Origin of the sequence: Cupriavidus gilardii, assembly GCF_017598945.1 — a bacterium.
GTDB lineage: Bacteria > Pseudomonadota > Gammaproteobacteria > Burkholderiales > Burkholderiaceae > Cupriavidus > Cupriavidus gilardii_E.
This window is the reverse complement of record NZ_JAGFTW010000046.1, coordinates 45700-63551: the sequence shown is the minus strand read 5'-3', so window position 1 is coordinate 63551 and position 17852 is coordinate 45700. Positions and strand designations below refer to the sequence as shown.

Here is a 17852-nt window from a genome sequence, read left to right as displayed (position 1 = left end):
GTGGCGAAGCGGCATGCTGCCCTTCGACCGGGTCGATTATCGGAGCGGGGGTGCCGGAGTATTAGGGGGAATAGGCGGGGGATTGCGGCGCTATTTGGGCGATGGCAGAGCCCTGCCGGCAACGTGGGGAGCCCACCCTGACGAGCCAGGCATGCCCGGCCGGACCGGGACCGGCCCCACTGGCCAACCTTCCAATCGGATCTGCAGGAGCCAGCCGATTTGCGCAAGCGGCGCGTCCGCGCTTGCCAAATTCTTTCGGCTTGCTTCCTCACCGCCTTGCTTCCTCACCGCCTTGCTCCTCACCGCCCGCTTCCTCACGATTCCCTGCCCCTCGATCCTGGAGGACACCATGCCGTTCGATTTCGTCATCTCGTCGTCCGGCGCGGCGATCGCCGCCGCGTCGCGACATCCCGCCCCACCCGCTTCCGATGGCGTTGCCGTGCCGCCGGAAGCGGGCCGCATCCGGCTCGACACGCTGCCCCAGTGCGTGCTCGTGCAAGTCGCGGCGCGCCTCGACGCCGGCGCCACGGTCGCGCTGTGCCGTGCCTCGAAGCGCCTGCATGCGGCGCTGGAACGCGACTTCGCCGCGCCGATCCGGCTTGCCGAGCGTCTGCCGTGGATCGTGGCCAATGGCGCCTTACAGCGATGGCTGCGCGACGCCCAGCAGATCGCTCCGGCGCAACTTCACCGGTTGCCGGTGATGGCGCAGCTCCAGCACCTCCATCCGGAGCTGCGCCAGCGGGCGCTCGGCGCGATGCTGTCGAAGCTGTCCATCACGCCACCGGGGCAGCGTGCGGACAGCTTCGACGCAGTGCTGGCGCTGGCGCGCGCGGGTCGCGTGGGCCCGTTGACGGACTGGATCCGGTCGGCACCCGGCGGCGAGTTCCGCCTGCGGGGTATGGCCGATTGGCTGGAGCTCGCAATGACCCTGCCTGCGGGCGGGTGCACGGCAACGCTCGATGCGCTCGCCATCCGGCTCGCGCGCGAGAACGTCGGCCAGTGGCGCGGCTTGCTCGATGCCATGCAGGCCCGGGCCCGCACCGTGCGCGGCTCCGATCAGCGCGCCGCGCTGCTGACCGCGCTGGCGCGGGCGCTCGCGCGGCCGTTCGTCGATATCGGCGGCATGCCGTGGCGCGCCGGGCTGTGGCACGGCACGCTGCACGAGTGCGGCTCGCTGCCGCTCGCGATGCGGCCGCCGATCTGGCTCGAACTCGCCAAAGGCGCCGCATACGAACTCTGCGCCGCCGCCGACGGCGATGTTGCCGCGGAGCCGGCCGATACCTGCTGGCGCGGCATCCTTGACGTCATCGCGCATCAGATGACCCCGGCACAGCGCAGCGAGGCGATGGCCGCCATGCTCGACGCCGTGGACGGGCATGACGAACTCGTCGACGACGTGGCGCCGCTGATCGCGCTGATGGCGGCGGCAAGCCGGCTGCTGCCCGACCCGCTGGCCGTGCCGGTGCTGACCCGTGCCGTCGAGCAGGCGCATCGCATCGGCTCCAGCGAGGTCTTCCGGTCGATATGGATCGCGGTATTCGACGCATCCCAGGGTCTCGAGCCCGCGCTGCAGCAGCGCGTGCTGGCTGCGCTCGGCCGGCGGCTTGGGTATGCGGACGGCATGGTCGAGCGCTGGCTCGCGCTGACCGAGCGCGTGGCGGCGCTGCCCCCGGCGCTGCGGTGCCGGCCCCTGCTGGACGTGCTCCACAGCGAAATGAATCCGGAGTTGCCGGCCGCGATCACGGTGCCGCGTCTGATGACGCTGCTCGGCGGTCTCGATGACGACGACCGCCCGACGCTGCTGGCGGCCATGATGCACGTGTACAACGACGACCTGCCCTCGTGGCGCGCGATGGTCCATGCCGCGGTCGAGCTGCCGTTGCGCCGACGGCTCGGGCCCTTTATCGCGATCGCACAGAAGCTGGCGACCGGTTGTGCACTGCCCGAGGCGGGCACCCCGCTCGCTGCGCGCCCCCAGGAAGTGTCGTTTGCCACCTGGCCGACCGCCGAGCCGCAGGCGCGGCGCCAGTTCACCGAGCTGCTTGGCATGCTGACCTGGGCCGACCGCGGTGCCGTATTGCTGTCGCTGGCACCTTGCGCGCACTTCGACAGGATGGTCTGGCTGATCGAGGAAGGCATGCAGCTGCCGCGCAGCGGGCGGCACGAAGTCCGGCTGTTGACGACGCTGGCCGAACGGGCCACCCGGCTGACCGACATCAGGGACGCCGTCCGGATCCTGCCGGCGCTGGCTGGCGCCATCTGCACCTTGCAGCCCGATCAGTGCGCCTCGGCGGCGTACTGGCTCGCCGACGCCTGCGTAAAGCACAACCTGACGGGCTTGTTCGACCCGGTGCGCGAGCGCTTTGCCGGCGTGCTGCCGAGCGAGGACAGTCGGCCGAGCCCGATGGCGCGCGACGTTCTCAAACGGAAGGCGCCGGACCCGGACATCGACGGCTGATGCGACGGCTGCCTTTTTTGAAATGCCCCGGCCGGACCTGTGCCGCTATGGTGGCCAGGCGTTCCATCACGTTCCCGGACAGATTTCAGAAACCCAGGCTCGCCAGCAGGTCGTCCACCTGCGATTGGTCCGCCACGACGTCGTGCTTGCCTTCCGGATTGACCTGCGGTCCGTTCATCAGGGTCGTCGGGCCGCTTTCGACACGGCGCTCGGCCGGGACATTGTCGATCAGCATCTGCAGCAGTTCCTGCTCCAGCGTCTGGATCATGTCCATCATCTTCTTGATGACCTGGCCGGTCAGATCCTGGAAGTCCTGCGCCATCATGATGTCAAGCAGGTAGCTGCCGGTGGCGCGGGCCTGTGCCGGCACATCGGTCAGGAACGCCCGGGTGTCCAGCACCAGCTCGCGCGCATCGGCCAGCTCGACCGGTCGCGCAAACCAGTCCTCCCAGCGCTTGTCGAGCGCCTCGGCCTGCTTCTCGAGCCCTGCCTGAATCGGCTGCGCCAGCTCGACCGCATTGAGCGTGCGTTCGGCCGCCTTCTCGGTCATGTTGGCGATGTAGCTGAGCCGGTCGCGGGCATCGGGAATGGCCTGGGCCGCGCGCTCGATCTCCTTGTCCAGGCCCAGCTCGCGCATGCTGTCGCGCAGCATGCGAGTCAGGCTGCCGATACGCTGGATGATCTGCTCGGCGGACTCGATATTGATATTCGACGTGGTGGACATAACGGCTGCCTCAAGCCCCTTCCTTGGCGATCTTCTCGAAGATCTTGGTGATCTTCTCGTCCAGCGTCGCCGCCGTAAACGGCTTGACCACGTAGCCGTTGGCGCCCGCCTGCGCGGCCGCGATGATGTTTTCCTTCTTGGCCTCGGCGGTCACCATCAGCACCGGCGTCTTGGCGATCGCCGGATCGGCGCGAATGCCCTGCAGCATGGTCAGGCCGTCCATATTGGGCATGTTCCAGTCCGAGACCACGAACTGGAAGCTGCCGTCCTTGACCTTCTCCAGGCCCGCGGCGCCGTCCTCGGCTTCCTCGACGTTGGCGAAACCCAGCTCCTTGAGCAGGTTGCGAATGATGCGGCGCATGGTCGGAAAGTCGTCGACCACCAGGATCTTCATGTTCTTGTCCACTCTACGGCTCCAATACGGTTGTGGATGATTGCGTCTATCCGGACGCGCCGCGCAGGCATGCCGCGACGCACCCGCGTTCTGTCAAACTCGCTGCGCGCGCGCACCGAAGGTCGCCAGCCGCGCCATCACGCGCTGGCTGATGGCCGGCAGCGGCACCACCTCGTGCACCCCGCCCGCGGCGATCGCCTCCTTCGGCATGCCGAACACGATGCAGCTCTGCTCGTCCTGCGCCAGGTTGTAGGCGCCGGCCTCGTGCATCCGCAGCATGCCGCGCGCGCCGTCGCGGCCCATGCCGGTCAGGATCACGCCGATGGCGTTCTTGCCGGCATGCACGGCGGCCGAGTCGAACAGCACGTCGACCGACGGCCGATGCCGGTTGACCGGCGGGTCCTGCGACAGGTGGGCGACATAGTTGGCGCCGCTGCGCGCCAGCAGCAGATGCTGGTCGCCCGGTGCGATATAGGCGTAGCCGGGCAGCACGCGCTCGCCGTGTTCGGCCTCCTTGACCGTGATGCGGCACAGGCCGTCGAGCCGCTGCGCGAACGAGCGCGTAAAGCCGGCCGGCATATGCTGGACGATCAGCACCGCGGGGGCATCCGGCGGCAGCGGCATCAGAAATTCCTTGATGGCCTCGGTGCCGCCGGTCGAAGCGCCGACGATGATCAGCTTCTCGGTCGACAGCAGCGGCGTGCGCAGCATCGGCGCCGGTGCGGCCGGCTGGGCGCCCGGCGCGGCGGCAGGCCGCAGGCGCGCCCGCGAGGCGGCGCGCAGCTTGTCGGCGATGGTGTCGGTGTACTCCAGCAGGCCGTCGCGGATGCCGAGCTTGGGCTTGGTGATGAAGTCGACCGCGCCCAGTTCCAGCGCGCGCATCGTGATCTCGGACCCGCGCTCGGTCAGCGACGACACCATCAGCACCGGCATCGGCCGCAGCCGCATCAGCCGCTCGAGGAAATCGAGCCCGTCCATACGCGGCATTTCGACGTCCAGCGTCAGCACATCGGGGTTCAGGCGCTTGATCATCTCGCGCGCGACCAGCGGGTCCGGCGCAGTGCCGACCACTTCCATGTCGGGCTGGCTGTTGATGATCTCCGTCATCAGGCTGCGGATCAGCGCGGAGTCGTCCACGCAAAGCACCTTGATCTTGGCGGCGGCGGTCATGTCGAAACGGGTCCTTCGAATTCAGGAAACGGTGGAAGCGGCGCCGCGCCGCCCGAACAGCTCGACGCCGCCGCGTACCGGCGTCGACGAAATGGCGCGCGCCAGCGCGCGTTCGCTGCGTTCGACGACCGCCTGGTCGTCCTGGCGCGTCAGCCGGCGCACCAGCGCCAGGCCCGTCTGCGGGAAATAGCTGACCCGGCGCGCGTGCGGTCCGCGCAGGTCCTGCGCCGCGACCCGGATCTCTTCGGTCTTCAGATAGCGCAGCACGAACTCGGCGTTGCGGTCGCCGATGTTCAGCGTGGTCATGTTGGCCAGCACCGCGCCGCCGCCGAAGACCTTGGCCTCGAGCCGCTCCCGCCGCGCGCCCATCTTCAGCAGCTCGTTGATCAGCACCTCCAGCGCATAGCAGCCGTAGCGCATGGACGCGGACAGCACGCGATCGGGCCCGGCGTTCTCGTCGTCCGGCAGCATGAAGTGGTTCATGCCGCCGACGCCTGCCTTCTCGTCGCGGATGCACGCGGCCACGCAGGAGCCGAGCACCGTGGTCAGCACCACGTCGTCGCGCGTGACGTAATACTCGTTGGGCAGCAGCTTGATGGCCTGCTTGCCGAACTCGCGGTCGAAGTAGGTGCGGGTGGCGATCGCCTCCGGCAGGTGCGGCGTCTGCATCAGGCGGCTCCGGCCCTGGCAGCGCCGGGCGCCAGCTCGTAGACGGTCTGTCCGCGCAGCTGGAACGCGCGCGTCACGTAGGAGAAATTCTCCGAGTGGCCGGCGAACAGCAGGCCATGCGGCTTGAGCAGCGGGACGAAGCGCTCCAGGATGCGGCCCTGGGTCGGCTTGTCGAAATAGATCATCACGTTGCGGCAGAAGATCGCATCGAAGCGCTCGCGAATGCCCCAGTCCGGGGCCAGCAGGTTCAGCGACTCGAACGCGATCGTCGACGCCAGCTCGGGCTTGACCTTGACCTGGCCGGCCCGCTGCCCGGTGCCTTTCAGGAAGAAGCGCTTGAGCCGTTCCTGCGACAGCCGCGCAACCTGGTCGGCCGAATAGACGCCGGTACGGGCCTTGGCCAGGACCTGCGTGTCGATGTCGGTGGCCAGTACGGTGGCCGCGCGCTCGCCGAGCGCCTCGGCCAGCGTGATCGCGATCGAATACGGCTCCTCGCCGGTCGACGCCGCCGCGCACCAGACCGAATACGGCCGGCCGATCCGCTTGGCATGCTCGGCCAGCAGCGGAAAGTGGTGCGCCTCGCGGAAGAACGAGGTCAGATTGGTGGTCAGCGCGTTGGTGAAGAACTCCCACTCGCCCGAGTACTCGTCGGCTTCGAGCAGCGCCAGATAGCTGGCGAAGTCGTTCAGCTGCAGCGCGCGCAGGCGCCGCGCCAGCCGGCTGTAGACCATCTCGCGCTTCTGCGCGCCCAGCGAAATGCCGGCGCGCCGGTGGATCAGCGCCCGCACCTTGTCGAAGTCGCGGTCGGTCAGCAGGAAGTCGCGCGCGTCGTCCCGCAGGGCGGCGGGCGGCATGGCGGAGGCCGCGGCGCGGGGAGCTGGGGTTCGATGCGGCGTCATGTCTGCGGGTGGGTCGACGTGGGTGGCGACGGGGGTCGTGATGAGGCGAAGCGTTGGCGAAGGCGAGCGGCGGCTGGGGGCGCCCGCCCGCGCTCAGGCGGTCTCGCCCTCGATCAGTTCCATCTCGGGGCTGGTCATCATCCGTTCGATGTCGAGCAGGATCAGCATGCGTCCTTCGACGGTCGCCAGACCGGTCAGATGCTCGGTCGACACCGACACGCCGAACTCCGGCGCCGGCTTGATCGCCTCGCCGGTCAGCGTCAGCACGTCCGACACGCCGTCGACCACGATGCCGACCACACGGCCGGCGATGTTCAGGATGATGACGACCGTCTGGTGGTCGTACTTGACGTTGCCGAGGCGGAACTTCATGCGCAGGTCGACGATCGGCACGATCACGCCGCGCAGATTGGTCACGCCCTTGATGAAGTCCGGCGCATTGGCGATCCGCGTCACGCCGTCGTAGCTGCGGATCTCCTGCACCTTCAGGATGTCGATGCCGTATTCCTCGGAGCCGAGCGTGAACACCAGGAATTCCTGGCCCGCCGCCTCGCTTCCGGGGGTATCGCTATGTCCGATGCCGGCCATGATGTGTTGCTCCTTGTTGATTCCTTGTCGTCCCCGCCTTCGCGGAGACGACGGCGGTGGTACGCGTTGCCCTTACGCCAGCGCCGGCTCGTGGCGCCGCACGCCGGTGCGCTGCAGCGCGGCCACGTCGACGATCAGCGCCACGCTGCCGTCGCCGAGAATGGTCGCCGCCGAAATGCCGGGCACCTTGCGGTAGTTGGTCTCCAGGTTCTTCAGCACGACCTGGTGCTGGCCGATCAGCTGGTCGACCAGCAGCGCGAAACGCTTGCCCTCGGCCTGCAGGATGATGGCGATGCCCTGGGTCGGCTCCTGGACCGCGTTCTCGACGTTGAAGACGCGATGCAGCTCCAGCAGCGGCAGGTATTCGCCGCGCACGTGCATCACCCGCTCGGTATTGGCGGCGGTGCGCACGTCGTCGGCCTTGGGCTGCAGCGACTCCATCACGCAGTTCAGCGGCAGGATGAAGGTTTCCTCGCCGACCTTGACCGACATGCCGTCGAGGATCGCCAGCGTCAGCGGCAGCACGATGCGGGTGGTGGTGCCGTTGCCGGGGCGAGAGCTGATTTCGACGTGCCCGCCCATCTCCTGGATGTTGCGCTTGACCACGTCCATGCCGACGCCGCGGCCGGACAGATCGGTGACCGCCTCGGCGGTGGAGAAGCCCGGCGCGAAGATCAGCTGCCACACCTCCTCGTCGCTCATGCTTTCGGACACCGGCAGGCCGTTCTGCATCGCCTTGGCCAGGATCTTGTCGCGGCGCAGGCCGCCGCCGTCGTCGCTGACCTCGATCACGATATTGCCGCCGTGGTGCTGCGCCGACAGGATCAGCTGGCCGGTCGGATCCTTGCCCGCGGCGACGCGCTTGTCCGGCGTCTCGATGCCGTGGTCCAGGCTGTTGCGCACCAGATGGGTCAGCGGATCGATGATCCGTTCGATCAGGCTCTTGTCCAGTTCGGTGGCCTTGCCGAAGGTCACCAGGTCGATCTGCTTGCCGAGCTTCGCGGCCAGGTCGCGCACCAGGCGCGGGAAGCGCGAGAACACATAGTCCATCGGCATCATGCGGATCGACATCACCGCTTCCTGCAGATCGCGCGCGTTGCGCTCGAGCTGGCCCATGCCGGAGAACAGGCGGTCGAACAGCACCGGGTCGAGCGACGACGCGGTCTGCGCCAGCATCGACTGCGTGATCACCAGTTCGCCGACCAGGTTGATGATCTGGTCGACCTTCTCGGTCGGCACGCGGATCGAGCCGGATTCCTGATGATGGGCGGCGGCGGCCGCGCCGGCCCTGGCGCGCTCCTTGTCCTTGGCGGCAGCGGGGGCCGCGGCCGGTGCGGCCACGGCGGCGGCCGCGGGAGCGGCCGGCGCTTCGGTCACGGCAGGCGCGGCGGCAGGCGCCGCGTGGGCCGCGCCGCTGGCCGGCTCGATCACGATCTGCTCGGCGTCGATCACGAAGCAGCAGACCGCGACGATATCGTCGGGGCTGCATTGCGTCGCCAGCTCGATCGCCAGCTCGCCGTCTGTCTGCGTCTCGCCGAGGATCTCGCCGAGGTTGCCGAGCTCCTCGCGCAGCAGCGCCTGGTCGTCCTTCGACACCTTGAGCAGGCGCACCTTCAGCGCGCCGCCCGCCGGCGCGCTCGTCGCGGCGGGCGCGGGCGCCGAGGCCGGAGCGGCCGCTACCGGCGCCGGGGCCGGGGCCTCGCCGCCGGTCTCGTAGGCCAGCTGCTGCAGCACCGCACAGATGCGCGCAAGGGTCTGCGGATCGGGTTCGGTGCCGTTGCGGTAGGCGTTGAGCTGGTCTTGCAACACGTCCTTGGTTTCCAGAAAGGTATCGATGATGGCCCTGGACAACGCCAGTTCACGGCGGCGCGTGCGGTCCAGCAGATTCTCGAGCAGGTGGGTGGTCTCGGTCAGCGCGCTGAAGCCGAAGGTCGCCGCGCCGCCCTTGATCGAATGCGCCGCGCGGAAGATCGCATTGAGGTCTTCCGCGTCGGGCGCCTCGATGTCGAGGCCGAGCAGCAACTGCTCCATTTCAACGAGCAGCTCTTCCGCTTCCTCGAAGAAGGTCTGATAGAACTGCGTGATATCGATATCGACAGACATGACCGTCCTGAATCACTGATTGCTTAGCATTGCGCCGTTACCAGCTGGTTATCGACCTCGCCGACGGTCTTATTAAATTTTGTTACTGATTTAAGCGCCGGCTGCCCTCTCCCCTACCCCTCTCCCGCAAGCGGGAGAGGGGAACACCCTTCGCCATGCCAGACGTCCGCTCCCCTGTCCCGCATGCGGAAGAACGAACCCCCCTTGCCATGCCGGAGGTTCTCTCCCCTCTCCCGCTTGCGGGAGAGGGGCTGGGGGAGAGGGCCAGCCTTTCTCTACTGCGCCCTGCCCGCCGAAGCGCCCGTCGCCTCGTCCATGCCCTGCTGCAGCGCCTCCGCCGACTCGCCGGCCTTGGCGCGCACCGCGACGTCGGCCGCACTGGCGTTCTCCGCCTCGAAGCGGGCCTGGGCGCGCTGGTTCAGCACCACGATGCTGATGCGGCGGTTGACGGGGGCCAGCGAATCCTTCTTGTCCAGCGGCATGGTGGCGGCCAGGCCCAGCACGCGCAGCACCTTGCCTTCCTGCATGCCGCCGGCAATCAGCTCCTGGCGGGAGGCGTTGGCGCGATCGGCCGACAGCTCCCAGTTCGAGTAGGTGCGCTCGCCGTTCATGTAGGTGGCCGAATCGGTATGGCCCGACAGGCTGACCTTGTTCGGCATCTCGTTGAGCACCGGGCCGATCTCGCGCAGGATGTCGCGCATGTACGGCTCGACCACCGCCTTGCCGGTGCGGAACATCGGCCGGTTCTGCGTATCGAGGATCTGGATGCGCAGCCCTTCGCTGGTGATGTCCAGCAGCAGCTGCGGACGAAACTGTCGCAGCACCGGGTTGTTCTCGATCAGCTGCTCGAGCCGTTGCTTCAACGCGCGCAGCCGCTCGGTCTCGAGCTGGTCGCGGCGCTTCTGCAGCGACTGCGGATCGTCCTCGCGCATGCGGCGCGTTTCGCCGTCCTTGCTGGCCGGATCGATGCCGCCGCCGGGGATCACGCTCGGCGACTCGCTGGTCTTCTGGCCGCCGGCGATCGCCACCTTCAGCGGCGTGCGGAAATACTCGGCCACCTGGACCAGGTCCTTCGGCGTCGACGTGCTCAGCAGCCACAGCACCAGGAAGAACGCCATCATCGCCGTCATGAAGTCGGCGTAGGCAATCTTCCAGCTGTGGTTGCCGTGCGGTTTGCCGTGTGCGGCAGCGCGGCGGACGACGATAGGGCGCGCGTGTTCGGTCATGCTTGGCCTGCGGTGGACGGACGGATGGACTGGCTCGAGGACTGGCTCGACGGCGCGCTTACGTCAGGCTCTTGACTTCGCGCACGTGGTCGTCCAGCTCCAGGAACGACGGACGCTCGCTCGAGTACAGCACCTTGCGGCCGAACTCGACCGCGACCAGCGGCGCGTAGCCGTTGAGCGAAGCCAGCAGCGTGACCTTGATGCACTGGTACATCTTGACCGTCTCGGCGACCTGGTGCTCGACGCGCGAGGCCAGCGGCGAAACGAAGCCGTAAGCGAGCAGAATGCCGAGGAAGGTGCCGACCATCGCATGGGCGATCAGGGCGCCCAGCACCGACGGCGGCAGGTCGGCCGAGGCCAGCGCGTGCACCACGCCCATCACCGCGGCGACGATGCCGAAGGCGGGCAGCGCATCGCCGACCCGCGCCAGCGCGTGCGCCGGCACTTCGGCCTCGTGCTTGAAGGTCTCGATCTCGTGGTCCATCAGGGCCTCGATCTCGAAGGCATTCATGTTGCCGTTGACCATCATGCGCAGATAGTCGGTCAGGAATTCCATCATCGCCGGGTCGGCGAGGATGCGCGGATACTGGCTGAAGACGCTGCTGGCCGCGGGATCGGCGATTTCCTTTTCGAGGAACAGGATGCCCTCGCGGCGCGCCTTGGACAGCAGCACGTACAGCAGCGCCATCACTTCCATGTACAGCGCCTTGTTGTATTTGCTGCTGCGAAGCAGCTGCGGCAGCGCGCGCAAGGTCGCCTTGATCGCCTTGCCGCTGTTGGCGCTGATGAAGGCGCCGAGCGCGGCGCCGCCAATGATCACCAGTTCTGCCGGTTGATATAGCGCGCCCATGTGGCCGCCCGTCATGGCGTATCCGCCAAGCACCGCCGCCACTACGACGACATAGCCAAGAACAACTAGCACGATCGATTCCCCGTCAGAAAAACACGCGTCGGACACGCGCGAACCGGCCCGGGACGGGCACGGCCGAAACTTCGCGCCGTACCGCCCGGTCTGGCTCGCCGCGCAAGCCCGGCGTGAATCAGGCGGGTTGCGCTGGCGTGGCGTCCTTCGAGGGCTTCTTTGCCTTGCCCGCGCGCGATGGCGGCCGGCACAGGCTGCAGACGAAGTTCGCGTTCGGCTCGTAGGCGTGCGTAACGAACTGTCCTCCGCAGCATGTGCAACTGGAAAGCTGCAGCATATTGCTCTCGAAGAACCGTACTAACGTCCAGGCACGCGTAAAACTTAAGACAATTTCGCCGCCGAGCAGGGACACGTGCTCGAGGTAGAGACGGTATGCGGCGACCACTGCACGAATGCCGCTCGCCTCGCCCTGCTCGACCATGAACTGGTAGGCCGAGAAGAACAGCGACGAGTGGATGTTCGGCAGCCAGGTCGTGAACCAGTCCGTCGAGAACGGCAGCATGCCCTTGGGCGGGGACACGCCGCGCAGCTCCTTGTACAGACGGATCAGCCGGTCGCGCGAGAGCGTGGTCTCGGCTTCGAGCACCTGCAGGCGCGCGCCCAGGCCGATCAGCTCGATGGCGAGCTGGGTCTGATTGGCATCCTGCAGTACGCTCTTGCGCGGGGCAGCCGGAGCGGCCGTGTAGCTCCGGGCCGGTTGGGCCTGCAGCAGCGCGCTCAATTGAGCGACTCCACCGGCTGGCGCGCGAGCAGGATCGCAGCATGGATCTGCTGCATATCGTGGCTCTTGGCGGTATGCGTCAGCGTGGAGAGCAACGCATGGTCGTCGAACCGGAATCGGCACAGGACCATGTTGGAGGCCGCCAGCTTGACCAGCTGAGCAGGCGTCAGCTTGACCAGGATGTCAGCAATCTCCTTGCTGACGCCAAGGCGGAACATGGCTTCGAGTTGGTTTTCGCGCACCAGGCGTTGCGCGAGCAGCAGATAGGCGAGATTGACCTCCCTGATCTCCTGCAGAAGTTCACTGCTTTCCAATTTATCCCCGCTACCAAGGAACCCTCGCCCGCTTGTCCAGCGCTTACCGGTGGCAGACCTCCGGCGTCCAGATCGTTTCAGTGCGTGTGCGACGGGTACTACATCTGATCGGAACTACACCCGCCCAGTTACATCTTTCACATCTGGTAACAAATGTTACGGAATGTAAATGGACTGTCCGCTTTATATCGGCAATCGCCTGCCGCTGCCAATCCCTACTTACGTTGGGGATCGCCATTGTCGTACGGATGATACATGGCGAACACGGCAGGTCCGGATGTAACAACCTTGTAACGTGATCTGGATCAAATCTGTAACAACGAACATGCCGCGAGAATCACTTATTCAGGGATTCCGGGCGTTCGCGGGCACGTTTTCGCTCTGACTGAAAACGTTTCGCATTTCACTGCGATCGCCTGTCGCTTTCCACCATTGACGGCGCAGCCGGCATCGGCTTGAACAGCCGGCGCAGCCACGCTGCGAGGCGCGCGAAGACGTCGTCGGGCTCGTCGCGAAACAGGTGCGGCCGCGCGTGTTCGACCTGCTCCATCACGCGCCCGGCTTCCTGCGCGTCGATGGTGCCGTAGTCCAGCGCCAGGCCCACCATTGCGCGCAGTTCGCCCAGGCGCGTCAGCGCGGCGCCGGTGCCGCGCTCGGTCTGGACCAGATACAGCAGGTCGTAGACGCGGCGGCGCAGGCTGTCCGCCAGACGCCATGCCGGCGTCTGCATCTGTTCTTCGATGGTGCGCACGTCGACCGCGGCATTGGCAATGTGTTCGGCCAACGTATCGGCCAGCGCCGGATCGGCGCCCGCCTGGTCGAGGATCTCTACCGCCCACTTGCGGGCCTGCGCCAGCCGCTCGGACTGCGACCATTCCGAGCGCACCGCCAGCCCGAAGCCGAAGCGCTCGGCATCGCGCATCAGATTGGCCATCGCATGCGGCAGCTGCTTGTCGAACACGCGCTTGGCCCAGGCGTACTCGCCGCCGGTCAGCAGCCGCGTGACCGCGCGCTCGGTCAGCGGACCGTCCTGGTGCATCACGCGCGCACGCAGGAAGTCCTCGAACGAGGGCGGCACGAACTGCCGGTCCAGCCCTGTCGAGAGCCGGACGAAATGGTCGAACTCGCCGCGCAGCTTGTCCGCGGCCTCAGGCGGCAGGGACAGGGTGATTTCGCTGTTCATCGTCTGTCATGGTCGGGGGCGCGCCATGACGGCCACGCCCGTCCCGCCGCGGCGGGTGGTCAGAAGGCGCTCCAGTCGCTGTCGGCGCCAGCGGTGGCGGCAGCGGCGGCAGCCGCGGCGCGTGGCGCGGGACGGCCCGGCAGGCGCGGGGCGGACCTGGCCGGAGCCGGCTCGGCGCGCTCGGCACGGTCCGCGCGGTCCGCGCGGTCCGTACGCTCGGCGGTAGCGGGCTCATCGTGGCGGCTGGCGGCCTGTGCAGCCGCTGCCGCCGGCGCGGCGGCGATCGGCTTGGCAGCCGATGGGGCCTGCAGCGACGGCGCGAACAGCTCGTCGGCAGCCAGACGGAAGCGGGCCAGCGATGCCTGCAGCCGCGCGGCCTGGTCTTCCAGCGAACCGGCCGCAGCAGCAGCTTGCTCGACCAGCGCCGCGTTCTGCTGCGTGACCTCGTCCATCTGCGCCACCGCCTGATTGACCTGCTCGATGCCCGAGCTCTGCTCGGCCGAGGCCGCGCTGATCTCGCCCATGATGTCCGTCACGCGCTTGACCGCCTGCACGATCTCGCCCATGGTCTGCCCGGCCTGGCCAACCAGCGCCGAGCCGTTGTCCACCCGCGCCACCGTATCGCCGATCAGGCCCTTGATTTCCTTGGCCGCGTTCGCGCTGCGCTGCGCCAGGCTGCGCACCTCGCCGGCCACCACCGCGAAGCCGCGGCCCTGCTCCCCCGCACGCGCCGCTTCCACCGCCGCGTTCAGCGCCAGGATGTTGGTCTGGAACGCGATGCCCTCGATCACGCCGATGATGTCGACGATCTTCTTCGAGGCGCCGTTGATCTCGTCCATGGTCTGCACCACACGGCCGACCACTTCGCCGCCCTTGACCGCGGTCTCGGACGCGTTGGCCGCCAGACCGCTGGCCTGACGCGCGTTGTCGGCGTTCTGGCGCACCGTGCCGGTCAGCTCTTCCATGCTCGACGCGGTCTCTTCCAGCGAGGCGGCCTGCTGCTCGGTACGCTGCGACAGGTCGTTGTTGCCGGCGGCAATCTGACGCGAGGCGGAGGCGATCGACTCGGCCGCGGCCTTGAATTCCTGCACCATGCCCGACAGTTGCAGCTGCATCTGCTTCATCGCGTACAGCATGCTGACGCGGTCGCCGGCGCGCAGCTTGATCTCGGTCGAGAAGTCGCCGTCGGCGATGCGCGAGGCGATCGACGCCGCATAGGCCGGCTCGCCGCCGAGCTGACGCGACAGCGCGCGGGCCAGCAGCACGCCGAGCAGCAGCGATACCGCCAGACCGCCAAGCACCAGTGCCAGCATCCACAGCCGCGAGCTTTCGTAGACGCCCTGGGCTTCTTCCATGTTGGCGCGGGCACCGGCATCGCGGCGCTTGACCATGTTGAACATCAGCTCTTCGATCGCATGACCATCCTTCAGCAGCGCGGTGCTTTCCTCGAAAACCTGGCTCTCGAACTGCGAGGTATCGAGCGGCTGGCGGGAGACCAGCTCGATGTACTTCGTCATGCGGTCGCGATAGGCCGGCAGCATCGTGTCGAACTGCTTGATCAGCGCCTTGCCCTGCTCGGTCTGGAAGGAGCCGCGCGCCTCCTTGATGCGCTCTTCGGCCGTGCCGAACGACTTCTCGATCAGCGTCTTCTCGGTCGTGCGCTCGCCCATCGTGGAGGCCGACAGCAGCGCGATCTGCGCGCGGCTGGCGTACAGCAGATTGATGTTGGCGTCCTGCACGGCCTTCAGTGCCTGCAGGTCATTGTTGTAGATCCGGCTCGTCCACTCGGTCATCCGGCCCATATTGACCACCCCCAGCAGGCCCATCGCCATGCCGATGACGGAAACGATCAGAAAGCCGACGACCAGCTTCGTCGCGACTCGCAGTTGCTTGAACCATTGCATGAGAACTACCTCTTCCTATGGATGACCGTGCGGCCGGATGGCGCGGCAGATCGTCGGTGATCGGTTGCCGCGCTTGCCGGCTTCGTTGTAATGCCCGTGGATGCTGCTGTTCGTACTTCGGTCGGCGGCGGGCGTTGCCGATGCCCCTTCCGCCGCCGTCCATCAAATGCCTGTCAACCGTCCCTCAAGCGACTATCGATTGACCATCGATCGCCCATCGATCGCCCTTCCATTGCTGGCTGGTTGCGCATCGATGCCGCTCAGGCGCGCGCCAGCCGCGGTGCCGCCGGCTCCTGCGCCGACGCCCCACGCGGGCGCAACGGACGCGGCTCGGCATTCAGGCTGACGCGGAACACGGAGACGGCGTCGCGCAGCCGCGCGGCCTGGTCTTCCAGCGAACCGGCCGCGGCAGCAGCTTGCTCGACCAGTGCCGCGTTCTGCTGCGTGACCTCGTCCATCTGCGCCACCGCCTGATTGACCTGCTCGATGCCCGAGCTCTGCTCGGCCGACGCCGCGCTGATCTCGCCCATGATGTCCGTCACGCGCTTGACCGCCTGCACGATCTCGCCCATGGTCTGCCCGGCCTGGCCCACCAGCGCCGAGCCGTTGTCCACCCGCGCCACCGTATCGCCGATCAGGCCCTTGATTTCCTTGGCCGCGTTCGCGCTGCGCTGCGCCAGGCTGCGCACCTCGCCAGCCACCACCGCGAAGCCGCGGCCCTGCTCGCCCGCACGCGCCGCTTCCACCGCCGCGTTCAGCGCCAGGATGTTGGTCTGGAACGCGATGCCCTCGATCACGCCGATGATGTCGACGATCTTCTTCGAGGCGCCGTTGATCTCGTCCATGGTCTGCACCACACGGCCGACCACCTCGCCGCCCTTGACCGCGGTCTCGGACGCGTTGGCCGCCAGACCGCTGGCCTGACGCGCGTTGTCCGCGTTCTGGCGTACCGTGCCGGTCAGCTCTTCCATGCTCGACGCGGTCTCTTCCAGCGAGGCGGCCTGCTGCTCCGTGCGCTGCGACAGGTCGTTGTTGCCGGCGGCCACCTGGCGCGTCGCCGTGGCGATCGCGCTCATGCCTTCCTGGATTTCGTGAACGACAGACAGCAGGCTGCGCTGCATCGTCTGCATGGCCTTGGCCAGCGCGCCGATCTCGTCGTTGCTGGAAAACTCGTAGCGCGTCGCCAGATCGCCGGCGCCCAGGCGCAGCGCGAAATCCAGCATCTCGCGCATCGGCCGATGCACCATCGCCAGCAGTGTCGCGCCGGTCGCCATTGCCGACAGGCCGGCCAGCACGAAGCCGCCCCACAGCCAGGGGCGCAGCGCCGCGCGGGACTGCGGCTCGGCCAGCAGTTCGAACGCGACCAGCGCCGCCAGGAACCAGGCCAGACCCACGCCCTGCGACAGCATGATGCGGCCGCGCAGGCCGACCCGGCGCAGCCGGTCGACCCAGCCCAGCGGACCACGGCGGACCACCACACCCTCGCAGATACGGATGCCCGCGCCGTTGCCTGAGCGAATGCGGGCGTACGCGGCCTGCGCCGCCTCGATCTGCTCGGCGCTTGCCATCGAGCGCACCGAGGTATAGCCGACGGTCTGTCCGTCGACGCGGGTCGGCGTCACCGTCGCGCTGACCCAGTAGTAATCGCCGTTCTTGCGGCGGTTCTTGACCAGCCCGACCCAGGAGCGGCCGGCTTGCAGCGTGCGCCACAGGTCCTCGAAGGCCTCGGGCGGCATGTCGGGATGGCGCACCAGATTGTGCGGGGCGCCGAGCAGTTCTTCGGCGGTAAAGCCGCTGACCTCGATGAACGCGCGGTTGGCGAACGTGATGCGTCCCTTCAGGTCCGTGCGCGAAATCAGGTAATCGTTCGGCGCGAGCTTGTACTCGCGCGCGGTGACAGGCTGGTTGTTTCTCATGACGTTGTGCTGCTGGATTCGTTCGGAGAGCGGCGGATCAGCCCGCGGCGGCGGCTTCGATCGCGGCCAGTTCCTCGGTCGCCAGCAATTTCTCGATATCCACCAGGATCAGCATGCGGTCCTCGACCGAGCCAAGACCGCGGATGTATTCGGTGTCGAGATTGCCGGAGAACTGCGGCGTGGGCTTGATCTGGGCGGGGGTCAGCGTCAGCACGTCGGAGACGCCGTCGACGACGATGCCGGTGGTGCGATGGTTCAGGTCGACGATGATGACGACCGTGTACTGGTCGTAGCTGACCTTCTGCTGCTGGAACTTGATGCGCAGGTCGACGATCGGCACGATGATGCCGCGCAGGTTGATCACGCCCTTCAGATAGGCCGGCGCGTTGGCGATCTGCGTGACCGCCTCGTAGCCGCGGATCTCCTGCACCTTGAGGATATCGACACCGTATTCCTCGCGGCCCAGCGTGAAGGCGAGGAACTCCTCGCCGCTTCCTTCGGACTTGATGCTGAGATTCATCTTGCGCTCCCGCTCCCCTGTGGTGGCCGTCGTTGCACGCTGGCGGCGTGCAACGCGACCGGCCCGACCGCCTTTTATTGGCAACTGCGTGACAACTGCGTGGCGGCCGCATGCGATGGCGCCGCGATGGCGCGGCACCGT

16 protein-coding genes are annotated in these 17852 nt (G+C 67.5%); 1 reads left to right on the top strand and 15 read right to left on the bottom strand.

The genetic code is table 11. The features are described from left to right. Nucleotides 1–13 precede the first annotated feature (13 nt). Nucleotides 14–2458, top strand: coding sequence for a hypothetical protein (locus J5T34_RS17380; RefSeq protein ID WP_208581171.1), 2445 nt, complete (start codon nt 14–16; stop codon nt 2456–2458). A gap of 85 nt (nt 2459–2543) precedes the next feature. Here the strand turns inward: J5T34_RS17380 and cheZ are convergent, their stop codons facing one another. From cheZ to J5T34_RS17305, 15 genes are all read right to left on the bottom strand, one after another. Next, nucleotides 2544–3182, bottom strand: a complete 639-nt coding sequence (cheZ, locus tag J5T34_RS17375; RefSeq protein ID WP_208581169.1) for a protein phosphatase CheZ — start codon at nt 3180–3182, stop codon at nt 2544–2546. A gap of 10 nt (nt 3183–3192) precedes the next feature. After that, on the bottom strand, nt 3193–3588 hold the full coding sequence (gene cheY / locus J5T34_RS17370) for a chemotaxis response regulator CheY (protein WP_006577576.1): 396 nt from the start codon (nt 3586–3588) through the stop codon (nt 3193–3195). Nucleotides 3589–3669: 81 nt separating this feature from the next. Continuing rightward, the gene (locus J5T34_RS17365; protein WP_208581166.1) at nt 3670–4746 is read right to left on the bottom strand and encodes a protein-glutamate methylesterase/protein-glutamine glutaminase; all 1077 of its coding nucleotides are present in this window, start codon (nt 4744–4746) and stop codon (nt 3670–3672) included. 21 nt (nt 4747–4767) lie between these two features. Continuing rightward, a complete protein-coding gene (gene cheD / locus J5T34_RS17360; protein WP_208581164.1) occupies nt 4768–5415 on the bottom strand; it encodes a chemoreceptor glutamine deamidase CheD in 648 nt (215 codons plus the stop codon). Continuing rightward, nucleotides 5415–6314 (bottom strand): CheR family methyltransferase, encoded by a 900-nt coding sequence (locus J5T34_RS17355; RefSeq protein ID WP_208581162.1) that lies wholly within the window; start codon nt 6312–6314, stop codon nt 5415–5417. Before J5T34_RS17355 ends, cheD begins: the two co-directional genes overlap by 1 nt. Before the next feature lie 93 nt (nt 6315–6407). Beyond that, complete coding sequence (locus J5T34_RS17350) at nt 6408–6902, bottom strand: chemotaxis protein CheW (protein WP_053824406.1); 495 nt, start codon at nt 6900–6902, stop codon at nt 6408–6410. A gap of 72 nt (nt 6903–6974) precedes the next feature. After that, nucleotides 6975–9005: a chemotaxis protein CheA gene (gene cheA / locus J5T34_RS17345; RefSeq protein ID WP_208581160.1), complete on the bottom strand. Its 2031-nt coding sequence runs from the start codon at nt 9003–9005 to the stop codon at nt 6975–6977. Nucleotides 9006–9280: 275 nt separating this feature from the next. Continuing rightward, a complete protein-coding gene (motB, locus tag J5T34_RS17340) occupies nt 9281–10231 on the bottom strand; it encodes a flagellar motor protein MotB (RefSeq protein ID WP_208581157.1) in 951 nt (316 codons plus the stop codon). Nucleotides 10232–10289: 58 nt separating this feature from the next. After that, entirely contained in the window at nt 10290–11153 is an 864-nt protein-coding gene (gene motA, locus J5T34_RS17335; protein ID WP_174106419.1) for a flagellar motor stator protein MotA, read from the bottom strand. 118 nt (nt 11154–11271) lie between these two features. Continuing rightward, nucleotides 11272–11874: a flagellar transcriptional regulator FlhC gene (gene flhC / locus J5T34_RS17330; RefSeq protein WP_006579237.1), complete on the bottom strand. Its 603-nt coding sequence runs from the start codon at nt 11872–11874 to the stop codon at nt 11272–11274. Next, nucleotides 11871–12188 (bottom strand): flagellar transcriptional regulator FlhD, encoded by a 318-nt coding sequence (flhD, locus tag J5T34_RS17325; protein WP_149319444.1) that lies wholly within the window; start codon nt 12186–12188, stop codon nt 11871–11873. The genes flhC and flhD overlap by 4 nt, the downstream gene beginning before the upstream one ends. A 403-nt stretch (nt 12189–12591) precedes the next feature. Then, nucleotides 12592–13371 (bottom strand): DUF4088 family protein, encoded by a 780-nt coding sequence (locus J5T34_RS17320; protein WP_208581155.1) that lies wholly within the window; start codon nt 13369–13371, stop codon nt 12592–12594. A 59-nt stretch (nt 13372–13430) separates the two neighbouring features. Next, nucleotides 13431–15275, bottom strand: a complete 1845-nt coding sequence (locus tag J5T34_RS17315; protein WP_208581152.1) for a methyl-accepting chemotaxis protein — start codon at nt 15273–15275, stop codon at nt 13431–13433. A gap of 260 nt (nt 15276–15535) precedes the next feature. Then, complete coding sequence (locus J5T34_RS17310; protein WP_208581150.1) at nt 15536–17191, bottom strand: methyl-accepting chemotaxis protein; 1656 nt, start codon at nt 17189–17191, stop codon at nt 15536–15538. A gap of 37 nt (nt 17192–17228) precedes the next feature. Further along, the gene (locus tag J5T34_RS17305) at nt 17229–17711 is read right to left on the bottom strand and encodes a chemotaxis protein CheW (protein ID WP_208581148.1); all 483 of its coding nucleotides are present in this window, start codon (nt 17709–17711) and stop codon (nt 17229–17231) included. Nucleotides 17712–17852 lie beyond the last annotated feature (141 nt).

Bases quoted from the DNA above. Each gene is read 5' to 3' on its own strand.
- J5T34_RS17380 (WP_208581171.1), top strand. From the start codon at position 14: ATGCTGCCCTTCGACCGGGTCGATTATCGGAGCGGGGGTGCCGGAGTA.
- cheZ (WP_208581169.1), bottom strand. From the start codon at position 3,182: ATGTCCACCACGTCGAATATCAATATCGAGTCCGCCGAGCAGATCATC.
- J5T34_RS17365 (WP_208581166.1), bottom strand. From the start codon at position 4,746: ATGACCGCCGCCGCCAAGATCAAGGTGCTTTGCGTGGACGACTCCGCG.
- cheD (WP_208581164.1), bottom strand. From the start codon at position 5,415: ATGCAGACGCCGCACCTGCCGGAGGCGATCGCCACCCGCACCTACTTC.
- J5T34_RS17355 (WP_208581162.1), bottom strand. From the start codon at position 6,314: ATGACGCCGCATCGAACCCCAGCTCCCCGCGCCGCGGCCTCCGCCATG.
- J5T34_RS17350 (WP_053824406.1), bottom strand. From the start codon at position 6,902: ATGGCCGGCATCGGACATAGCGATACCCCCGGAAGCGAGGCGGCGGGC.
- cheA (WP_208581160.1), bottom strand. From the start codon at position 9,005: ATGTCTGTCGATATCGATATCACGCAGTTCTATCAGACCTTCTTCGAG.
- motB (WP_208581157.1), bottom strand. From the start codon at position 10,231: ATGACCGAACACGCGCGCCCTATCGTCGTCCGCCGCGCTGCCGCACAC.
- J5T34_RS17320 (WP_208581155.1), bottom strand. From the start codon at position 13,371: ATGAACAGCGAAATCACCCTGTCCCTGCCGCCTGAGGCCGCGGACAAG.
- J5T34_RS17315 (WP_208581152.1), bottom strand. From the start codon at position 15,275: ATGCAATGGTTCAAGCAACTGCGAGTCGCGACGAAGCTGGTCGTCGGC.
- J5T34_RS17310 (WP_208581150.1), bottom strand. From the start codon at position 17,191: ATGAGAAACAACCAGCCTGTCACCGCGCGCGAGTACAAGCTCGCGCCG.
- J5T34_RS17305 (WP_208581148.1), bottom strand. From the start codon at position 17,711: ATGAATCTCAGCATCAAGTCCGAAGGAAGCGGCGAGGAGTTCCTCGCC.